Raw genomic sequence first — 17,105 nt, 5'->3', positions numbered from 1 at the left:
GAGAAGAGCGATGGCGACGCTGATGCTGACAGTCGCGGGCGGGGCGATCGGCGGGCCGCTGGGTGCCGGGATCGGGGCAGCGCTGGGGCGGACGATCGACCGGTCGGTGCTGTTCCCTGCCGAAAGGCGCGAGGGGCCACGGCTGACCGAACTGGCGGTGCAGACATCCTCTTATGGCAGCGCGATACCGCGCCTGTACGGCACGATGCGCGTGGCGGGCACGGTGATCTGGTCGACCGATCTGATCGAGCATCGCTCCACGTCAGGCGGCAAGGGCGCGCCGAAAGTGACGCGCTACAGCTATAGCGCGTCCTTTGCGGTGCTGTTGTCGGCGCGGGCAGTGCAGTCGGTGGGGCGCATCTGGGCCGACGGAAAGCTGCTGCGCGGCGCGGCGGGCGACTTCAAGATGCACACCGGCTTTCGTTTGCATTCGGGCGGCGAGGATCAGGTGCCCGATCCGCTGATCGTCGCAGCGGAAGGGGCGGGGGTGACGCCCGCACATCGCGGCTGCGCTTATGCGGTGTTCGAGGATATGGCGCTGGAACCATTCGGCAACCGCATCCCGTCGCTGACATTCGAAATCGTCGCGGATGCTGGCGAGGTCGATATCGGCGCGGTGCTGGCCGATAGCAGCCAGGGTCTGGTGACGGGCGAGGCGGGTACGAAGCTGACCGGCTATTGCGCTTATGGCGAGGATGTCCGCGCAGTGGTCGAACAGCTGGCCGAAGCGAGCGGATGCTGGGCTGCTCCGGATACCGGGCGGATCGTGCTGGCTAACGGGAATGCGGAGCCGCTGACGATTGCGGATAGCGGGGCGCGGGCGCAGCATGAGGGCGGGGGCGTCAAATCGCGCAGGATCGCCGATACGCTGTCGCTGCCGTCGGCGGTGGCGCTGGCTTATTACGATCCCGAACGCGATTATCAGGCGGGGCTGCAACGCGCCGTTTCGCAAGGCTCGGGGAGCGAGCGCAAACAGGCGCTTCCCGCCGCGATGCGCGCCGTGGCGGCAAAGGCGATGGCCGAACAGAGCCTTGCCGCAGCCCGGGCGGCGCGGGAGCGTCGGCGGGTTACGCTCGACTGGGCACAGCTGCCGGTGGGCCCGGGGGCGTGCGTGCGCATTGCGGGCGAGGCGGGCATCTGGCGCGTCGCGGGATGGACGTTCGAGGCGATGGTCGTGACGCTCGACCTGCGCCGGGTGACGAGCGGGGCGCTGCCGGGCGGGGCGAGCGTCGGGCGGGTTCTGCCCGCGCCGGACGAACGGATAGGGATAAGCTATGTAACCGCGTTCGAACTGCCGCTGCTCAACGATACGAGCTGGGATTCGCCGCGTATCGGGATCGCTGCATGCGGTGCGGGCAAGGGCTGGCGTCAGGCGGCGCTGATGCTCACCAGCGATGGCGGCGCGTCCTGGCAGCCGCTGGGCAACAGCGCGCCGGCGGCGGTCATAGGCCGGATCGTAACGCCCGCGCCGAGCGCGAGCGCGCTGATCGAGGATCGGCACAACCATATCGAGGTCGAGCTGTTCGCAGGCTGGATGACACTGAACAATGCCGATGCGCAGCGGCTGGACGGCGGCGCCAATCTGGCGCTGGCGGGCGAGGAATTGCTGCAATTTGCCGAGGCTGCGCCGGTGGGCGAGCGGCGCTGGCGCCTTTCCGGGCTGCGGCGCGGATTGCGGGGAACCGAGCGGCATCGCGCCGGGATGGCGGCGGGGGATCGGTTCACGCTGATCGACCGCGACACGATGCTAATACATGCAGTTTCCGTCGCGCGGATCGGCGGCGAAATCCGCATTCGTGCGATCGGGACCGATGACGATCCGGCGCAGGGACCCGAAGCGCGTGTCGCGATTGATGGGCGATCAGTCGTTCCGCCGTCACCGGTACATTTTCGCGAGACGCGCGAGGGCGGGACGGCAGCGCTCAGCTGGGTGCGGCGGAGCCGGAGCGGCTGGCTCTGGATCGACGGCGCGGAGACGCCGCTGGGCGAAGCAGCGGAATCTTATCTGTTCGATCCCGGCGATGGCGGGCGCGTCCTTGCGCTTTCCGAACCGCGCTATGCGGGCGCGCGGGGCTGGAACGCGAACGCCATGGTGCAGCAAGCGGGCGATTGGGGACGATCGCCGCCGGTATCTTTGAAGGAGGAGGACAAGCAATGAGCGTCAGCGAAGATCATACCGCCCGGCTGAATTTGCCGCTGCTCTGGGCCGGACAGGCGCAAAAGGAGCTGTTCCACAACGAAGCCCTTACCCTGCTCGATATGCATGTGCAGCCGATCGTTCTGGAGATCGGCGCCGCTGCTCCTCCCGCCGAACGCGCCGAAGGCGATATGTGGGTGGCAGGTGCCGATGCGAGCGGCGAATGGGCGGGACATGCGGGTATGATCGCGGGATGGACCGGAGGCGGCTGGCGCTTCATCGCGCCGAGGCCGGGAATGTGCATCTGGTCACGCCAGCATGACTGCATGGCATTCTATCGCAACGGTGGCTGGCGAGTCGGCGATTTGCGGGGCACCGGCGTGACGATTGACGGCATTCAGGTGGTCGGCGCGCGACAGGGGGCCATCGCGGAACCGGACCGCGGCGATACGATCGATAGCGAAGCGAGAGCGGCGATTTCCGCTATTTTGGGCGCGCTTCGGAGCCATGGCCTGATTGATTGAAATTAGTGTGGCTTTTGCGCCACAGATGCATGAATTGTCGGCTTGCGTGGAAACCAACCCTTAGTTAGGGAGTTTGCGCTGTCCGTAGGACACTTTGAAAGGGGATTAAGATGCGCAAGCTAGTCGCTACTGTGGCGCTCGCTACGACCGCGCTAAGCACTCCCGCCCTCGCCCGCGATAATTCGTGGTATGTGGGCATTGATGGTGGTGCGACGCTGGTCGAAGACATTGATTTCGACATCAGCAATGCTGGCACCAACCTTGGCACCGCCACGGTTGACAGCAATTACGGCTGGGACACCGACGGCGTCGTCGGCTACGATCTCGGCAAGTTCCGCCTTGAAGCGGAAGTGGGCTATAAGCGCGCCAGCGTCGACAGCTTCACCTCGAGCACCACGACGCTCGGCGCTCCGGCAGGCGTGTATGACGCCGGCGGCAGCACCAGCGCGCTCAGCTTCATGGTCAACGGCCTTCTCGACTTCGGTGGTGAAGACGGCTCGGTCGGCGGCTTTGTCGGCGGCGGTGCGGGTGTTGCTCGCGTAAAGGCGAACAACTACGCAGTCGCGGCTGGTCAGTTCCTCGACGATTCCGACACGGTGTTCGCCTATCAGGGCATCGCCGGCATCTATGCGCCGGTCACCGATCACATGGACGTGTCGCTGAAGTATCGCTTCTTCTCGACGCTGGACGCGGACTTTGTCGATTCGGCCGGTCGTTCGTTCGAAGGCAAATATCGTTCGCACAGCCTGATGGGCGGCGTAACGTATAACTTCGGTGCGCCGACGCCTCCGCCCCCGCCGCCCCCGCCGCCGCCCCCGCCGCCTCCTCCCCCGCCGCCGCCGGCACCTGAGCCGGAACCGGTTGTGTGCACCCCGGGACCGTATATCGTGTTCTTCGGATGGGATAAGGCGGACATCACGCCTGAAGCAGCAAGCATCCTCGACAACGCCATCTCGGCATATCAGGATTGCGGCAATGCGCAGGTGATGCTGGCCGGTTACACCGATACGTCGGGTTCCGCGAAGTACAATATGGGCCTGTCCCAGCGTCGTGCCGAAGCGGTCAAGGCGTATATGACGCAGCGCGGTATCCCCGACAGCGTCGTTTCGACCGAAGCATTTGGTGAAACCAATCTTCGCGTTCAGACGGCTGACGGTGTGCGCGAACTCCAGAACCGCCGTGTGGAAATTTCCTACGGTCCGGGTTCGGGCATGTAAGCCAGGATCCTCTGGATCAAAGAATTGGGGAGGTCGGCTTGCCGGCCTCCCTTTTTCTTTGTGTCGGGAAGGGCGATGGTGTCGCTGTTCCCGGGCCGAGCGGATGGCAAGCCGTTTGCGGCCTATATCGCAGCCGAATGATCCGCAGCTGCGGTACTATCGTGAACGCGAGCTGCGCACGGGTGCAGCAACCCTGTGTGTTACCCGACCGGGTCAGTCAGTCGCGGCTTCCTGAAACATGCTACAAGGCGGATTTGGCTTGGGGTGATGGCAGACGTTGGCGGCCCCGGCCTGCGCCGGGGCGACGATTATGGAAAAGCGCGGTGCATATTCGTCGCTAATCCCTATGCGTCGCCCCGGCGGAGGCCGGGGCCGTGGGCGTGTAGCGCTAAGGTCGCGCGCAGCGGCGTGAGATGCGCGGCTGCGGGCGGTGTGGTGCTCCAGATCGCCTGGCCTGACGCTGGCACCGCAGGGGCAACGCAGGTCGGTATAAGCCCTGCGCCGGACTGCGCAAAAGCCCGGTCGCTTTGGTCAGTCGGATTCGATCCAGTCGGGGAGCACTGCGCCGTCCAGCGCATCGATCCGGCGATGCTCGACCATCAGGCCTAGATCGGGATAGCGGATCCGGGTGCGCGGTCCCTCTTCGCCGATCGGCACGACGAGGAGGCGGCGGTTCACCTTGCTTCGATAATGCATCCGGGCGGTATTTTCCTGCCCGATAAAACAGCCTTTGTCGAAGCTGACCCCGTTTAGTTCGCGGGCATTGCATTCGAGCCATAAGATTTTGTCCTGACCCAGCTCGGCCGCGCCTTCGGTTACCCCAAGGCGGAGGCGATGCTCGCGCCAGCCGGTAACGGGGCGATCATCGGCGGCGCCAAGCCAGCGCCGCCCCAGCGCGGCAAGTCGCGGGTCGGGGGTCCCGCTGTCGCCATCGCGCGACCAGTGCACGCCGCCTTCGACCGGCTCGATCGCGATCGCACGACGCAGGCGATAGAGCGACAGGCGGCGGACAAGCGAGTCGCGCGCGCCCGTTTCGCAATCGATCAGGATCGCATCGCCGTCATCCCACAGAATGAAATCAAACAGCGCCTTTCCCTGCGCGCTGAGCAGCCCGGCCCATTGCGGCGCATCGGGCCCGACAAGATTGACGTCGCGAGTCACCAGCCCCTGTAGAAAGCCGCGCACATCCTCCCCCGCTACACGGATCAGGGCGCGGTCGGAGAGCCAGGTCGGCGGGCTGGTATCGGTCATAGCGAACAGGTAGGAACGGGCGACGCGTTAAGAAAGGGCCCGTATATGGAAAGCTTCGACCTTAAACTTACCGGCGGAACGGTGCACCTGCCGTCCGGGCCGGCGAAGCTGGATGTCGGTATTCGCGACGGCAGGATCGCCGGGCTGGGGATCAGCGGCGATGCCGGGCGCGTGATCGATTGTACCGGGCTCGACATCCTGCCCGGCGTGATCGATTCGCAGGTCCATTTTCGCGAGCCGGGGCTGGAGCATAAGGAAGATCTGGAAAGCGGCAGCCGGGCGGCGGTGCTGGGCGGGGTGACGGCGGTTTTCGAAATGCCGAATACCAAACCCAATACCGACAGCGTCGAGGCGATCGAAGACAAGCTTCGCCGCGCCAAAAACCGGATGTGGTGCGATCATGCCTTTTATGTCGGCGCGACCGCAGCGAATGCCGAACAGCTCAAGGAGCTGGAGCGCGTGCCGGGTACGGCGGGGGTGAAGATTTTCATGGGGGCCTCGACCGGCGACCTGCTGGTCGCCGAGGATCGAGAGCTTGCGCGCGTTCTGGCATCGGGGAGCCGTAGGGTGGCTATCCATGCCGAGGACGAGGCGCGGATGAATGAGCGTGCCGATCTGCGCCGTGCGGGCGATCCGTCCTCCCACCCCGAATGGCGCGACGATGAAAGCGCGATCCGCGCAACACGGCGCATCCTGACGCTGGCGCGCGAGGCACGACGGCGCATTCATGTGCTGCACATTACCACGCCCGCCGAGCTGGAGTTGCTGTCGCAGCACAAGGATATCGCAACCTGCGAGGTCACACCGCAGCATCTGACCCTTGCGGCGGAGGAGGCCTATCCGACGATCGGTACCTATGCCCAGATGAACCCGCCGATCCGATCGGGCGAGCATCGCGCCGGGCTGTGGCACTGGCTGGGGCAGGGGGTTCCCGATGTGCTCGGATCGGACCATGCGCCGCACACGCTGGAGGAAAAGGCAAAGCCCTATCCGCAAAGCCCCAGCGGCATGCCCGGTGTGCAGACATTGCTGCCGCTGATGCTCGATCACGTCCATCATGGGCGACTGACGCTGCAACGGCTGATCGACCTGACCAGCGCCGGGCCGCAGCGGATTTTCGGGCTGGTCGGTAAGGGACGGATCGTGCCCGGCTATGATGCCGATCTGACCATCGTCGATCTGAAGCGGCGCTGGATGGTGGGCGAGGACTGGCTCGCCTCACGCGCCGGATGGTCGCCCTTTACCGGGCGCGAACTGACCGGCAAGCCGATCGGCACGATCATTCGCGGGCAGCAGGTGATGTGGGACGGCGAGCTTGCTGAGACAGCGATCGGGCAGCCGGTCCGGTTCGAAGCGACCGCATTCGCCTGATCCCGCATGGGTCCCGGGGCGCGGCGAGCAACCGCGCCGCGCCCCGAACCCGCGCCTCGCTCAGAAGGGCAGCCAGCGCTGATGATCGCTGAACTTCATATAGCCGACATTGGCGCCCAGCCGCCATCCGACGCCCAGCCGGACGGGAATCAGCACGATATCGCCGCGCCGCAAATAGGTAGCTGAAAAGCCGCCGACAAAATATGCGCGCCCTTCGGCGGCGGGGAAGCGCTTATACAGATCCTGCGTGTCGTAGAGATTATAGACCAGCACGAATACTTTGGTGGCATCGCCGCCGACATCGAACCCGACCGACGGGCCGGTCCAATATACCGGCCGCTGCCCTTCGATCTTGTGGAACAGCGTGCCCGAACCGTAGCGCAGGCCGAGCACGAACGCGCCCGATGCCTCGCGCCCGGCGATATAGGCATTGGGTTTGCCCTGATCGGCCAGAATATCTTCGATAATGCCGGCAAGACCCTGCGCGCCCTTGCCGAACACCCCTTCCGCCGCCGCGATCAGATCGTCCCGCTCATAGGTCGCGGCATTCGCCTGTTGCGCGGTGGGAGCGGGGGTTTGCGTCGACACCGGGGCCGAGGTCTGGCTGTTCGGCGTGCTATAGCTCGGCGCCTGCTGGGTCGATTGCTCGGGCGGGGTATAGCCGGGATCGTAGGAATCGGACGGAGTTTCAGTCTGCGCCGGATAGCCGGGCGACTGGCTCGTCGCGGGGGCCGGATATTGCTGCTGTGCGGGCGGGCTGGACAAATCGCCGTCGATCACCGTGTCAGGGTCGACCGTGCGAATCTGCGCCTGTGCCGGTGATGTCACCGCAAACACCGCCAGTAATGTAACGATCCAACCAATACGCATGATGTCCCCTGAGCTCGTCCTTCGCCGAAGATTCGACCTTATGCGGGGCGCGTCTTAGCCTGCAATGAACCGTGCGGCCACCGCCTGCACATTCGCGATGAACGCCATGATAAACACCGGTTGATCTGTCCCGCGCCCCCCGCTATAGGCGCTCGCTCTGGCCGATACACTCGGAGACGTGGGTGAGTGGCTGAAACCAGCGGTTTGCTAAACCGCCGTATGGATAAATTCCGTACCGAGGGTTCGAATCCCTCCGTCTCCGCCAGCCGCCGGTCTTCGGCGAGCTTTGACGAACCGCCGCAATTAACAAAAACCGCTGAAAAACGGCGCTTTATGCGGGTGAATTATCCGCGGTCGGTCGCGATCGTTCGTCCCAGACCGTAGATATTTTTATGACCACTTTTATGACTAGCTTTTTCCGAATATGTGCCGCATACCTTATTCGAGGTTCTCAGGATGCATGCTCGCGGAAAGCTTCACGTTCGCCAGATTGCCGGTCTGACGAAGCCGGGTGTCTATTCGGATGGCGGAGGACTCTATCTGCGGGTCAGAAGGACCGGTAGTCGGTCATGGCTTTTTATCTGTATGATCAATGGAAAGCGCCGGGAAATGGGACTCGGATCCCTTCTCGATGTCTCCCTCGGACAAGCGCGCGCCAAAGCACTTGAAGCTCGGCAGCTCTTTCTGGAAGGCCGCGATCCTATCGAAGAACGGCGAGAATCGAAGTCGATCGCCGCAACTACGACAGTTTTGTTCGGACCATTCACCGAAGCACTGATTGACGATATTGAATCCGGTTTTCGAAACGAAAAGCATCGTAAGCAGTGGCGGTCGACGCTACGTACGCATGCGGCGCGACTGTTCTCCAAACCCGTTGATGAGATCCAGACAGAAGATGTCGTCGAAGTTCTGCGACCGATTTGGTTGGAACTGCCTGAAACCGCTTCGCGCGTTCGTGGCCGCATTGAGCGCGTGCTCGATGCAGCGAAGGCCAAAGGTCATCGGAGCGGAGAAAATCCGGCGCGCTGGCGTGGGCATCTCGATCTTCTGTTGCCGCGACGGCCTAAGGTGTCGGTTGAGCATCATGCAGCACTACCCTTTATTGAACTAGCTGCTTTCATGGGCGAATTGCGGAGGAGGCCCGCGATCGCTGCACGGGCGCTCGAATTTACGATTTTGACCGCTGCACGCTCTGGCGAGGTTCTCGACGCGACTTGGGGTGAAGTGGATCTGCGTGCCGCTATCTGGACAGTTCCAGGAGAACGAATGAAAGCGGGTCGCGAACATCAGGTGCCTCTGAGTGAAGTGGCCTTAAGCTTGCTGAACTGTTTGGCGAAAGAATCACGCTCGGCCAGCGATCGGATTTTCACCAATACAGATGGCCACAAACTGTCAAACATGGCGATGTCGATGGTTCTTCGTCGGATGAAGTGTCGAAACGTGACTGTACACGGCTTCCGATCGACGTTTCGAGACTGGGCTGGAGAGCGGACGGATTTCCCCCGCGAAGTAGTCGAAATGGCGCTTGCGCACGCCATCGAATCAAAGACTGAGCGAGCTTACAGACGCGGGCGCGCGCTGGAGAAGCGACGCCTCCTTATGGAGGATTGGGCGTCATATTGTGCTCAATTGCGGCGTGGATGAAAATACCTGGGCGCAAAGGGGTGTCCTGATGACGACGTTTTAATCCTACCGCTGGCGTACGGGCGAGGGTTCTCTATTTTAGGATCTGGCACGGTGCTTTGGCATGGCGACTTTGGGCGGTGTTTACGCTCTTCGGGCTCCGCTACGCAGCCCATTGCTTCAGATGCGCTGATGCGCGAGGCAATCGCCGGGCTCTAATCCCAGTTGGGGGAAACTGGGGATCTCGTTATTGCCTCGGCGGCCGCGGTCGGCTTGGGACAGCGATGTTCGTAGTGAAAAGGGATAGCCTGATAAGTGCGGCAGCGGGTTTCTCGCCGATCGTGCTCGGCGCAAGCGCATTCGGGCTGATCGATGCGGTCGTCGGAACTGACCGGCCAATATCAACCAACGACAAGCATCCACAGTCCCATCGCGAACATCATCACATTTTCGGTCAGTGAGACGAAGCCGAGCGGCACGTTCGATCCACCGCCTACGCAAGCGCACTTTAGCTCGCGCTTCTGGATGTAGACGGCGTAAAACACCGAAATCGCGCCCACGCCGCCGATGAACAAGGCGATCGGCACCGACAGCCAGTTCAGCGCGTGCGCGATCATCAGCGCGCCGGCCAGCCCCTCGCCGAACGGGTAGAGATAGGCATAGGGCACCCAGCGTTTGGCGAGCAGGTCGTAGCCAAGAAACATGGTCGCGAAGCCGTCAACATCCTGCAGCTTCTGCATCGCGAGCAGACACATCGAGATGGCGATGAACAGCTCGGCCGTCATCACGCTCAGTAGCGCACCCGTCAGCAGCCAATTGACCGCCAGCGCCATCGCCGCGCCCATGCCGAAGATCGCGATCACCGGCTTGTAGCTGGTCGCGCTCGGGTCCTTCACCGGCTTGCCGAAGAAGCGCCGCAGATCGTCATAGCCGCCGACGCGTTCACCGCCGATAAATGTCTGCGGTGTCGTCTTCACGCCGTTCTTTTCCTTGAACGCGTCGGTTTCCTCGCGCGTGGTCAGGGGATGATCTTCGACCTTGTACCCCTGGCTTTTGAGCAGATGCAGCGTCTTCAACCCGAAGGGACAGACATGCTTGTCCATCACCATCCGGTATACGGTGGCGGCCCTGTCGCGCGTGTTCGGCGCGGTGCTCATGTCGTTCATCGTTTCACCTTTTCGAACAGTTCGACCAGTTCGCCGAACTTAACCTGCTGCTCCGCCGGATCGCCCGACCGGATGGCATCGGCGACGCAGTGTGCGGCATGATCCTTCAAGACCGCGTTTTCGACCTTGGCGAGCGCGGCTTTCACCGCCTGCACCTGATAGAGAATGTCGAGGCAGTAGCGATCGTCCTCGACCATCTGCGCGAGGCCGCGGACCTGTCCTTCTATTCGCCGCAAGCGGTTCACAACGGCACTGCGCATAGTGTGGTCCTCAAGATACCCCTGTAGGGTATAATCGGAATTGGCCGAGTGGGTTTCAACCTCGAGCAATATTGGTCGACGATCGTGGACATTCGACGTCGTCAGCGAGGAAGCGAGCTTTCTGACCCAAGATAGGCGGCGTACATTTTGCCGGCGGCAAGGTCGGAGTTTGACACGGTAACGGTTCGGTTGCCGGCATCGAGAAATCCGAACAGGTCCACCACGCCGCCGATCTTCAGGGTCGCTTTGCCTGCAGCCGCGTCGATTGCCGAAATCCGGCCAAGTTTCCGTCCCTCGGCATCAATAACACGCGTTCCGACATTGGTGCGATCGACGGAGTCGAACCGGTTGGGGAAGGGCAGCGTCGTCAAGCGTCCAGCGCCGGTCTCGAGAATTCGAGCTGCCTCGTCCGGACGCCCTGTCTGGACCGCATGACGCGCCGATTCCACGAATTTATAGGCAGCCTCACCCGCAGGTCCCAGTTCGTCGCGCATGACGCGTCCGAGCCTGCGGGCGTCGTCAAGCGTCTTCATTGCCTCGTGCCGGCGTGACGGGCTCCGCAGCGCCGTTGCTGCCTTTTGAAAGTCCTTTGCAAGGCCCTTGACCAAAGGACGAGGAGAGCGTGCATCTGCCAGCTGCGCGACTTGCGAAGCAGCCGGAAGTGAGGTCGGCAAGGCACCTGCCGATAGAACCGACAACGCAAGAATTGTGTGGGGCGCAATGCGGATCATGGTGGAATTCCTCAATATTATTGTTCGCTGGTGCGAGCTTCTTGCCCGCGGCGCCCGTCGCGTTCGTCCTTGTTCATCTTTTTCAGCATGTCTTCATGTCCCTGGCCGTGTTTCCAGCCGATCGCGACCAGCCAATAGTTCATCGGGTACGTGAAGATGAAGCCAACCATCAGCCCCAAGGCGCCGAAGGTCCAGAAGGCGTAGGTATCGGGCAGCGGCTGAGCACCGACCGTTGCTGGCGTGACAAAGCGCATGACCAGCCCCATCCCCAGCATCACGGTGATCATGGAGAAGAATTCCGCACGGCCGCCCTTCCAAATCGACTCGAACCAGCCATTGTCGTGCATGCGCATCGCCCAGGTCTGGAAGATGAACCAGCCAAGCAGATAGCCGATGAGATATTCGAACCAGAACTCACCCCAGAAGCTGAAGCCTTCGACGCGGGCAAAGACCATTGCCGTCATGATCCCCATGCCGTCGCCGCCGACGCAATGCGTGGCGGACGCGACCACCTTGCGCCACGTCGGTTTCGAATATTGCGTGAAGCGCTCCGTCTTTGCCTTGCGTCCTTGGACGCGTCCGATGTCGCCAGGCCGCGACGTCACGAGATAGAGGGCGACACCAACCAGCGAGAAGAAAAAGACGATGATCGGCCAGGCGACCTTCAGCGGTGGATTGAGTGCGCTGTTGGCAGTGTTCGCGTCTATCGCGATCGCAACCGCGCCGATAACTCCGATCGCGTACCAGCTGATCGCAAAGGCCGGCGACGCCATGAATGGCAAGACATGCGCCACCCAGTCGAGAAATCCCATCATTCTTTCTCCCTGTTTTGCGACTGAAAAAAGATCGAGGGGCGCAGGGGGTCCGGCGCGTAACAAATAGGACAACCCCTCGGAATCGCTTGATTCCGGGGAACATCTAGCCTGCGTGACGTTTGAGGTTGCAGGTATCGATGTCGGAGATAGAAGCTGCTCTATTTCGCTTCCTTGGTGGCCCTGATTTTCGCGCTGGCGCTGCTTGGCCAGTTGGCCTCACCTAGTTCTTGGCCGACATCGTGGCCGCAGGCGATGCCGTTTCTCGGCGGTGGTGATCAGGGCGCGCACGCCTGGCAGCGCTATCACATCCGCTATTATTCGATGACGCTGTTGTTCATCGCCTTCGAGATGGAGATGATGTTCATGTATCCCTGGGCGGTCGTCTTCGTCGCCGAGGGGATGAAGGCGATGGTCGAGATGGGTATGTTTCTCGCCATCCTGTCGGTCGGTATCGTCTATGGCTGGCGCGAGGGGGTATTTCGGTGGCAATGAAGGCGCTCGCACGGATCGCGATGCGCGCGCCGATCCCCGTGTTCGTGGCGACAGGGCGGGGTTGGCTTGGCCCGTGCCGGAAACTTGCCGCGAGCGCGGACATCGCGGTCGTCGCGAACATCCGCCAAGCTGCGATCCTCATCGTCGCCGGCGAACCGCGCGACGAGGATCGCGATGCGCTTCGGCGATTGCACGACCAGATGCCGCATCCGCGCGCGACCGCGTGGTGGGGCACGCGCCCGTTCGCCGAGGCCGATTCTGCACTCGAGGTCTCCGCGACCGACGATCCGGGGCCGTTGCTCCGCAGGGCATTCGCCGCACTTCTGGCGCGCGTCCGAGAGAGCGAGCCGGATTGGTTGCCCGATGACCCTCCCAATCCGTGGCGAGGCGAGGGGGATCATGGTCAGGGCGGCAAGGGCATGATGGGCGGAACCCCCTATGGCCGTCCCATGGCGATGACCGCCGACGACTTACGCGACGGGCTGGCGCTCGACAGCTTCAGCTTCACGGTCGGCCCCTTCTATCCAAGCCTTCCGCCTGGTCTCGCGCTCGAGCTGGTGCTGCAGGGCGATATCATTCAGTCGGCGCGTATCGTGCGCCCTCCGCTCGATCCGGGCAAGGGCGCCGCGGACGCGTGCCGGTCGATGATCGTGGGGCGCATGCTGCACCTTCTGGAGCTCGACGCCTTGGCGCGCCGATGCGAAGCGGTGCCGGTCGACGATCGGGACGCGGTCGCCGCTTTGCGACGACGGATCGGCGCGAGCGGCGCCATGCGTGCCATTCCGGACGGGCTCGGCAGGATCGCGGGTGCTGATGCACGCACCCGGTTCACGCGAATGGTCGCGGCGTTGGGCGATGCAGAAGCGTCATCGTTTGCCGGTCCCGGCGGTCGACTCGTCGACCTCCTGCCGGGGCTCGAATGGAGCGAGGCGATGCTTGTCATCAACAGCTTCTCGCATCGCGATCTCGTGGCGCTCGCGCCGCGCGAAGTGGAGCCGGAAGAGCACCGCGAAGGGCATGGGACGTGACCGCGCTCATCGCCGTGCTTCTGCTGCTTGCCGCCGGCATCTGGTTCGGTGCGACGGCCGACGCTGTTGCCGAGGCCGCTGTGGCTGGCCATCCGGTACGGGCCGCTCTGACGTCACCGTTCCGTCGCGCCGCACTGATGCTTTCGCGCCAGGCGATCGCGACCGAACATCCCGACAGGCTCAATCGTTTGCTCGCGCCAGCCTGTTATCTCGTGCTGGCCGCCGCCGGCCTTTCGGTCATACCGTTCGCGCCCGGGATGGCGGTTACCGATATCGCCACGGGTCTCGTGCTGTGGGGCGCTTGCGAGGCGTTGGTGGTTGTGGTGGTCTTTCTGAATGGCTGGTCGGCCAATGCGCCATTGCCGCTTATCGGCGGATACCGTTATGTCGCGATCGGCCTGCCGGCGATGCTGATCAGCATGTTCGTTCTGATCGGCGCGGCGCTACCTGCACAATCGCTGGGAGTCGGCGCCGTCGTCGAATCGCAGCGGGTGCTCATCAACGCCGTCCGGCAGCCGCTCGGATTGCCTCTGTTTCTGCTGCTCGGCCTGTCGATCACGTTGCGCGGGCCGTTCGACTATGGCGACTCGGCGGACCTCGCCGGCGGCACGCATGCCGAGGCCTCAGGTGCACATCGGCTGTTGTGGCGCGCTGCCAAGCTCGCGATGCTGACCGCCTTTTCCGCGATGGCGGCGACGGTGTTTCTCGGCGGGTATCTCGGAACCGTGCTGCCCGGCCCGGCGTGGCTCGTGCTGAAGACCGCTCTCGTCATGCTCGTTCTGGTCGCGATCACGCATCTGGTGGCGCGCGTGCCGCCGGCGCGGATGCTCACCTGGCTGTGGACGGTGTTGTTGCCGCTGTCCTTCGTCGATCTTGTCTGGGCGGGACTGGAGGCAATGCGATGACCCTCAGCGATATCGCCTTTTGGCTGTTTTCGGCAGGCGCCGTTTGGACCGCGTGGCGTGTGTTTCGCACCGATTCGATGGTCCGCGCCTCATTCGCGCTGATGCTCTCCTTCTTCTGCGTCGCGGCGATCCTGCTGCTCCTGTCCGCGCCCTATCTCGGCATCGCGACGATCTTCATGATGGCCGTCGAGATGATGGTCATGGCGCTGTTCATGGTCATGTTCATGATGAACCCGGCCGGCCTCAACCCGATGATGATGGTGCATCAGCATAAGGTATCGATCGGTGCCGGCGTGGCGGCCTTTGCCGGGTTGGGCGCGGCGGCTCTCCTGACCGATCTGCCCCATCACGCGGTCGCCGCCGGCAAGCCGGTGATTCGCGACCTCGGAACCGAACTGCTCGGCGGGTCGATGCTGATTTTCGAGACCGCGGGGATCACGCTCCTGGCGACGATGGTGGCGACGGTGGTGCTGTCGAGCCGGTCGGGGCGGTTTGGTGCCGCCGATGAGGGATCACGCCCGCCGGGCCTCGAACCCGGCGGCAAGCCCGCCGGCCGGGCGCCGGAGCGAGATAGCGATCATTCGCACCATGCGGAGCATGGCGGATGACTTTGACCGCGATCCTGCTCGTGGCCGCCGCGCTGATCGGCATCGGGCTGTACGGCGCGTTGTCGCAGCAATCGTTCGTCATGCTGATGATGGGGCTCGAACTGATCCTCAACGGGGTGCTGCTGATCGCGGTCGGATTCTGGTCGCTGGGTCTTGGCGGCCCGCCGCGCGGGCAATTGCTCGCGATCGTGGTGATGGCGGTGATGGCGATCGAGATGGCGGTCGGTTTCGCACTCGTCACCGCCGTCTACCGGAAGCGCCAAGCCGACACGACCGAGGGACTGGAGACGATGAAGCACTGATGTTGTGGCTACCCGCCCTCGTGCCGATCATCGGCGCTGCCGCGATCTTCGCCTGGCCTTCCGAACGGCGGATGGGGCTCGGCGCAGCGGGTGTCTTGGTACTCACGGCGACCCTCGCCCTCGCGGTTCTCGCTGCGACGCAAGGCTGGAGCGAGGCGCTCGAATGGGGCGGGCCGCTGCGCCTGATCGCGGTGCTGACGCCGCTTTCGTCCATTGTCGCAATCCTCGTGCCGGGGGTTGCGCTGGCAGTCGTGCTTTATGCCGCCGCGCATGAGGCGGAGCGCGGATTGCGGCGGTTATTGGCGCTTATGGTCGCTTTTGCCGGCGCGATGGAGTTGCTCGTGATCGCCGGGGATTTCGTCACGCTGCTCCTCGGCTGGGAACTGGTCGGCGCCTGTTCCTGGGCGCTGATCGGGCATCGCTGGCGCGACGCGGACGTGCCCGCGTCGGCGAACTACGCCTTTGTCGTGACGCGATTCGGCGATCTCGGCCTGTTCCTGGCCGGGATGGCATGTTTCGCCGCGACCGGGCGTTTTGCCTTCTCCTCGCTCGCGGTCATGCATGGCCCGGCGCTTGGCGTGGTCGCGGCGGGCCTGCTCTTGTCTGCAGCCGCGAAATCGGGGCAGGTGCCCTTCGCGCCCTGGCTGTTCCGGGCGATGGCCGGCCCGACCTCGGTGTCGGCCCTGCTTCATGCCGCGACGATGGTGGCGGCAGGCGCGTTCCTGCTCGCGCGGCTGTGGGAACCGCTTCACGCGGTCGACTGGTTCGGCCCGGCGACGATCGCGATCGGCCTCGCCACCGCGCTCGCCGGAGGGATCGTCGGGTTCGCGCAGTTCCACGCCAAGAAGCTCCTGGCGGCGTCGACCTCGGCGCATTTCGGGCTGATGTTCGTCGCGGTCGGCGCGGGATTTCCGGGTGTCGCCGTTCTCCACCTCGTCGCCCATGCCGCATTCAAGGCACCGCTGTTCCTGTCCGCCGGTGTGGCCGAACATGCGGTCGGCAGCTACGATTTGCGCCGGATGCGCCTCGGACGCGTCGTGCCCTGGACCGCGGCGGTCGCGCTCGTCGCCGGACTGGCGCTGGCCGGATTGCCGCCGCTCGGCGGGGGCTGGACGAAGGATGCGATCGTCAGCGCCGCCGAGGCCCGGCAAGGATTGCCCCTTGCGCTTGCCGTCATCCTCGCCGGCGGGTTGAGCGCGGCCTATGCGGCACGCTTTGTTACGCTCGGCTTTGGTTTGGGGGAAAAACACCAGCTCACCTCGCCGCGGGCCGCCGAGCGCGTTGGGCTTGGGCTGTTCGCGGTGGCAACGCTGGCATTGTCGCTGTTGTGGCTGCCGGGCGTCGAAGCGGCGACGGCGCGGCTGCTGGCGGCGGATTTTCCCGAACGGAGCGGCACCGGCTTGCTGTTGTCGCTCGCATTCGTGGTGACAGGACTGGTGGTCGGCGTCCGGGGGGTACGGATCGAGTTTCCGGGATGGATCGCCGAATGGTTCGGGCTGCCGTTACTGATCGACCGGCTTGTTGTACGCCCGGCCGTTCGCTTCGCCGAAAGCCTCGCGGGCGTCGACGACCGTCTGATCGATTGGGGCGTCGCCTGGACGTCTCGTCTGGCGGGCGTCATCGCGCGCCTCGGCGACAATGTCGGCGAGCGGCTTGCCGACCTGCTGCCGCACGGCAGCGCGCGCGCGGTGTCGATGACCGGCCTGAAATCGATGAAGCTCCAGACCGGACTCTCGCACCATTATTATCTGCTCATCGCGGGTGGAGGAGCAGGGATGCTCCTGTTGCTGTTCTTGTGGAGGTGA

The 17,105-nt window shown here is 63.9% G+C and carries 17 protein-coding genes and 1 tRNA gene; 12 read left to right on the top strand and 6 right to left on the bottom strand.

All coding sequences use genetic code 11. The annotated features are described in order from the left end of the window. The first annotated feature begins 10 nt into the window (after positions 1–10). The 3 genes from EV664_RS03485 (at position 11) to EV664_RS03475 (ending at position 3,878) form a co-directional block, all read left to right on the top strand. On the top strand, positions 11–2,158 hold the full coding sequence (locus EV664_RS03485) for a GTA baseplate fiber-binding domain-containing protein (RefSeq protein ID WP_133494317.1): 2,148 nt from the start codon (positions 11–13) through the stop codon (positions 2,156–2,158). Beyond that, positions 2,155–2,661: a DUF2793 domain-containing protein gene (locus tag EV664_RS03480; RefSeq protein ID WP_133494316.1), complete on the top strand. Its 507-nt coding sequence runs from the start codon at positions 2,155–2,157 to the stop codon at positions 2,659–2,661. The genes EV664_RS03485 and EV664_RS03480 overlap by 4 nt, the downstream gene beginning before the upstream one ends. A gap of 110 nt (positions 2,662–2,771) precedes the next feature. Continuing rightward, a complete protein-coding gene (locus EV664_RS03475; protein ID WP_133494315.1) occupies positions 2,772–3,878 on the top strand; it encodes an OmpA family protein in 1,107 nt (368 codons plus the stop codon). A gap of 531 nt (positions 3,879–4,409) precedes the next feature. Here the strand turns inward: EV664_RS03475 and ygfZ are convergent. Beyond that, entirely contained in the window at positions 4,410–5,129 is a 720-nt protein-coding gene (gene ygfZ, locus EV664_RS03470) for a CAF17-like 4Fe-4S cluster assembly/insertion protein YgfZ (protein WP_133494314.1), read from the bottom strand. Between the two features lie 45 nt (positions 5,130–5,174). Between ygfZ and EV664_RS03465 the strand changes: the two genes are divergently transcribed. Further along, positions 5,175–6,500: a dihydroorotase gene (locus EV664_RS03465; RefSeq protein WP_133494313.1), complete on the top strand. Its 1,326-nt coding sequence runs from the start codon at positions 5,175–5,177 to the stop codon at positions 6,498–6,500. Positions 6,501–6,560: 60 nt separating this feature from the next. Here EV664_RS03465 and EV664_RS03460 read toward each other — a convergent pair whose 3' ends face one another. Continuing rightward, positions 6,561–7,370, bottom strand: a complete 810-nt coding sequence (locus EV664_RS03460; RefSeq protein ID WP_133494312.1) for a DUF1134 domain-containing protein — start codon at positions 7,368–7,370, stop codon at positions 6,561–6,563. Between the two features lie 172 nt (positions 7,371–7,542). Here EV664_RS03460 and EV664_RS03455 point away from each other — a divergent pair. Continuing rightward, positions 7,543–7,635: transfer RNA gene (locus EV664_RS03455), tRNA-Ser, on the top strand. Between the two features lie 191 nt (positions 7,636–7,826). Beyond that, positions 7,827–9,014 carry a tyrosine-type recombinase/integrase gene (locus EV664_RS03450; protein ID WP_133494311.1) on the top strand — a complete coding sequence of 396 codons (1,188 nt, stop codon included), beginning with the start codon at positions 7,827–7,829 and terminating at the stop codon, positions 9,012–9,014. Between the two features lie 380 nt (positions 9,015–9,394). On the opposite strand, the gene EV664_RS03445 is transcribed toward EV664_RS03450, so the two are convergent. From EV664_RS03445 to EV664_RS03430, 4 genes are all read right to left on the bottom strand, one after another. After that, positions 9,395–10,159 carry a MauE/DoxX family redox-associated membrane protein gene (locus EV664_RS03445; protein ID WP_425326415.1) on the bottom strand — a complete coding sequence of 255 codons (765 nt, stop codon included), beginning with the start codon at positions 10,157–10,159 and terminating at the stop codon, positions 9,395–9,397. Then, on the bottom strand, positions 10,156–10,419 hold the full coding sequence (locus EV664_RS03440; protein WP_133494310.1) for a metal-sensitive transcriptional regulator: 264 nt from the start codon (positions 10,417–10,419) through the stop codon (positions 10,156–10,158). Before EV664_RS03440 ends, EV664_RS03445 begins: the two co-directional genes overlap by 4 nt. A 101-nt stretch (positions 10,420–10,520) precedes the next feature. Further along, positions 10,521–11,150 (bottom strand): hypothetical protein, encoded by a 630-nt coding sequence (locus EV664_RS03435; protein WP_133494309.1) that lies wholly within the window; start codon positions 11,148–11,150, stop codon positions 10,521–10,523. Positions 11,151–11,167: 17 nt separating this feature from the next. Further along, positions 11,168–11,965 (bottom strand): DUF4396 domain-containing protein, encoded by a 798-nt coding sequence (locus EV664_RS03430; RefSeq protein ID WP_211338463.1) that lies wholly within the window; start codon positions 11,963–11,965, stop codon positions 11,168–11,170. Positions 11,966–12,217: 252 nt separating this feature from the next. Between EV664_RS03430 and EV664_RS03425 the strand changes: the two genes are divergently transcribed. From EV664_RS03425 to EV664_RS03400, 6 genes are read left to right on the top strand one after another with little or no spacing between them, the layout of a single operon-like run. Further along, on the top strand, positions 12,218–12,457 hold the full coding sequence (locus EV664_RS03425; protein WP_229668117.1) for an NADH-quinone oxidoreductase subunit A: 240 nt from the start codon (positions 12,218–12,220) through the stop codon (positions 12,455–12,457). Beyond that, on the top strand, positions 12,448–13,485 hold the full coding sequence (locus tag EV664_RS03420) for a hypothetical protein (RefSeq protein ID WP_133494307.1): 1,038 nt from the start codon (positions 12,448–12,450) through the stop codon (positions 13,483–13,485). The genes EV664_RS03425 and EV664_RS03420 overlap by 10 nt, the downstream gene beginning before the upstream one ends. Further along, positions 13,482–14,390 (top strand): NADH-quinone oxidoreductase subunit H, encoded by a 909-nt coding sequence (locus tag EV664_RS03415; RefSeq protein WP_211338461.1) that lies wholly within the window; start codon positions 13,482–13,484, stop codon positions 14,388–14,390. Before EV664_RS03420 ends, EV664_RS03415 begins: the two co-directional genes overlap by 4 nt. Then, positions 14,387–14,998, top strand: coding sequence for an NADH-quinone oxidoreductase subunit J family protein (locus EV664_RS03410; RefSeq protein WP_133494305.1), 612 nt, complete (start codon positions 14,387–14,389; stop codon positions 14,996–14,998). The genes EV664_RS03415 and EV664_RS03410 overlap by 4 nt, the downstream gene beginning before the upstream one ends. Before the next feature lie 2 nt (positions 14,999–15,000). Next, entirely contained in the window at positions 15,001–15,300 is a 300-nt protein-coding gene (nuoK, locus tag EV664_RS03405) for an NADH-quinone oxidoreductase subunit NuoK (RefSeq protein ID WP_268237627.1), read from the top strand. Further along, entirely contained in the window at positions 15,300–17,105 is a 1,806-nt protein-coding gene (locus EV664_RS03400) for an NADH-quinone oxidoreductase subunit 5 family protein (protein WP_133494303.1), read from the top strand. The genes nuoK and EV664_RS03400 overlap by 1 nt, the downstream gene beginning before the upstream one ends.

This window comes from Stakelama pacifica (genome assembly GCF_004361835.1).
In the GTDB taxonomy this organism is placed as follows: domain Bacteria; phylum Pseudomonadota; class Alphaproteobacteria; order Sphingomonadales; family Sphingomonadaceae; genus Sphingomonas; species Sphingomonas pacifica.
The sequence above is the reverse complement of the archived record's forward strand: the minus strand, read 5'-3'. Positions and strand labels throughout refer to the sequence as shown.

What these genes read in the sequence shown, in the direction of transcription:
- EV664_RS03485 (WP_133494317.1), top strand. Translation starts at nt 11, where the DNA reads ATGGCGACGCTGATGCTGACAGTCGCGGGCGGGGCGATCGGCGGGCCG.
- EV664_RS03480 (WP_133494316.1), top strand. Translation starts at nt 2,155, where the DNA reads ATGAGCGTCAGCGAAGATCATACCGCCCGGCTGAATTTGCCGCTGCTC.
- EV664_RS03475 (WP_133494315.1), top strand. Translation starts at nt 2,772, where the DNA reads ATGCGCAAGCTAGTCGCTACTGTGGCGCTCGCTACGACCGCGCTAAGC.
- ygfZ (WP_133494314.1), bottom strand. Translation starts at nt 5,129, where the DNA reads ATGACCGATACCAGCCCGCCGACCTGGCTCTCCGACCGCGCCCTGATC.
- EV664_RS03465 (WP_133494313.1), top strand. Translation starts at nt 5,175, where the DNA reads ATGGAAAGCTTCGACCTTAAACTTACCGGCGGAACGGTGCACCTGCCG.
- EV664_RS03460 (WP_133494312.1), bottom strand. Translation starts at nt 7,370, where the DNA reads ATGCGTATTGGTTGGATCGTTACATTACTGGCGGTGTTTGCGGTGACA.
- EV664_RS03450 (WP_133494311.1), top strand. Translation starts at nt 7,827, where the DNA reads ATGCATGCTCGCGGAAAGCTTCACGTTCGCCAGATTGCCGGTCTGACG.
- EV664_RS03445 (WP_425326415.1), bottom strand. Translation starts at nt 10,159, where the DNA reads ATGAACGACATGAGCACCGCGCCGAACACGCGCGACAGGGCCGCCACC.
- EV664_RS03440 (WP_133494310.1), bottom strand. Translation starts at nt 10,419, where the DNA reads ATGCGCAGTGCCGTTGTGAACCGCTTGCGGCGAATAGAAGGACAGGTC.
- EV664_RS03435 (WP_133494309.1), bottom strand. Translation starts at nt 11,150, where the DNA reads ATGATCCGCATTGCGCCCCACACAATTCTTGCGTTGTCGGTTCTATCG.
- EV664_RS03430 (WP_211338463.1), bottom strand. Translation starts at nt 11,965, where the DNA reads ATGATGGGATTTCTCGACTGGGTGGCGCATGTCTTGCCATTCATGGCG.
- EV664_RS03425 (WP_229668117.1), top strand. Translation starts at nt 12,218, where the DNA reads ATGCCGTTTCTCGGCGGTGGTGATCAGGGCGCGCACGCCTGGCAGCGC.
- EV664_RS03410 (WP_133494305.1), top strand. Translation starts at nt 14,387, where the DNA reads ATGACCCTCAGCGATATCGCCTTTTGGCTGTTTTCGGCAGGCGCCGTT.
- EV664_RS03400 (WP_133494303.1), top strand. Translation starts at nt 15,300, where the DNA reads ATGTTGTGGCTACCCGCCCTCGTGCCGATCATCGGCGCTGCCGCGATC.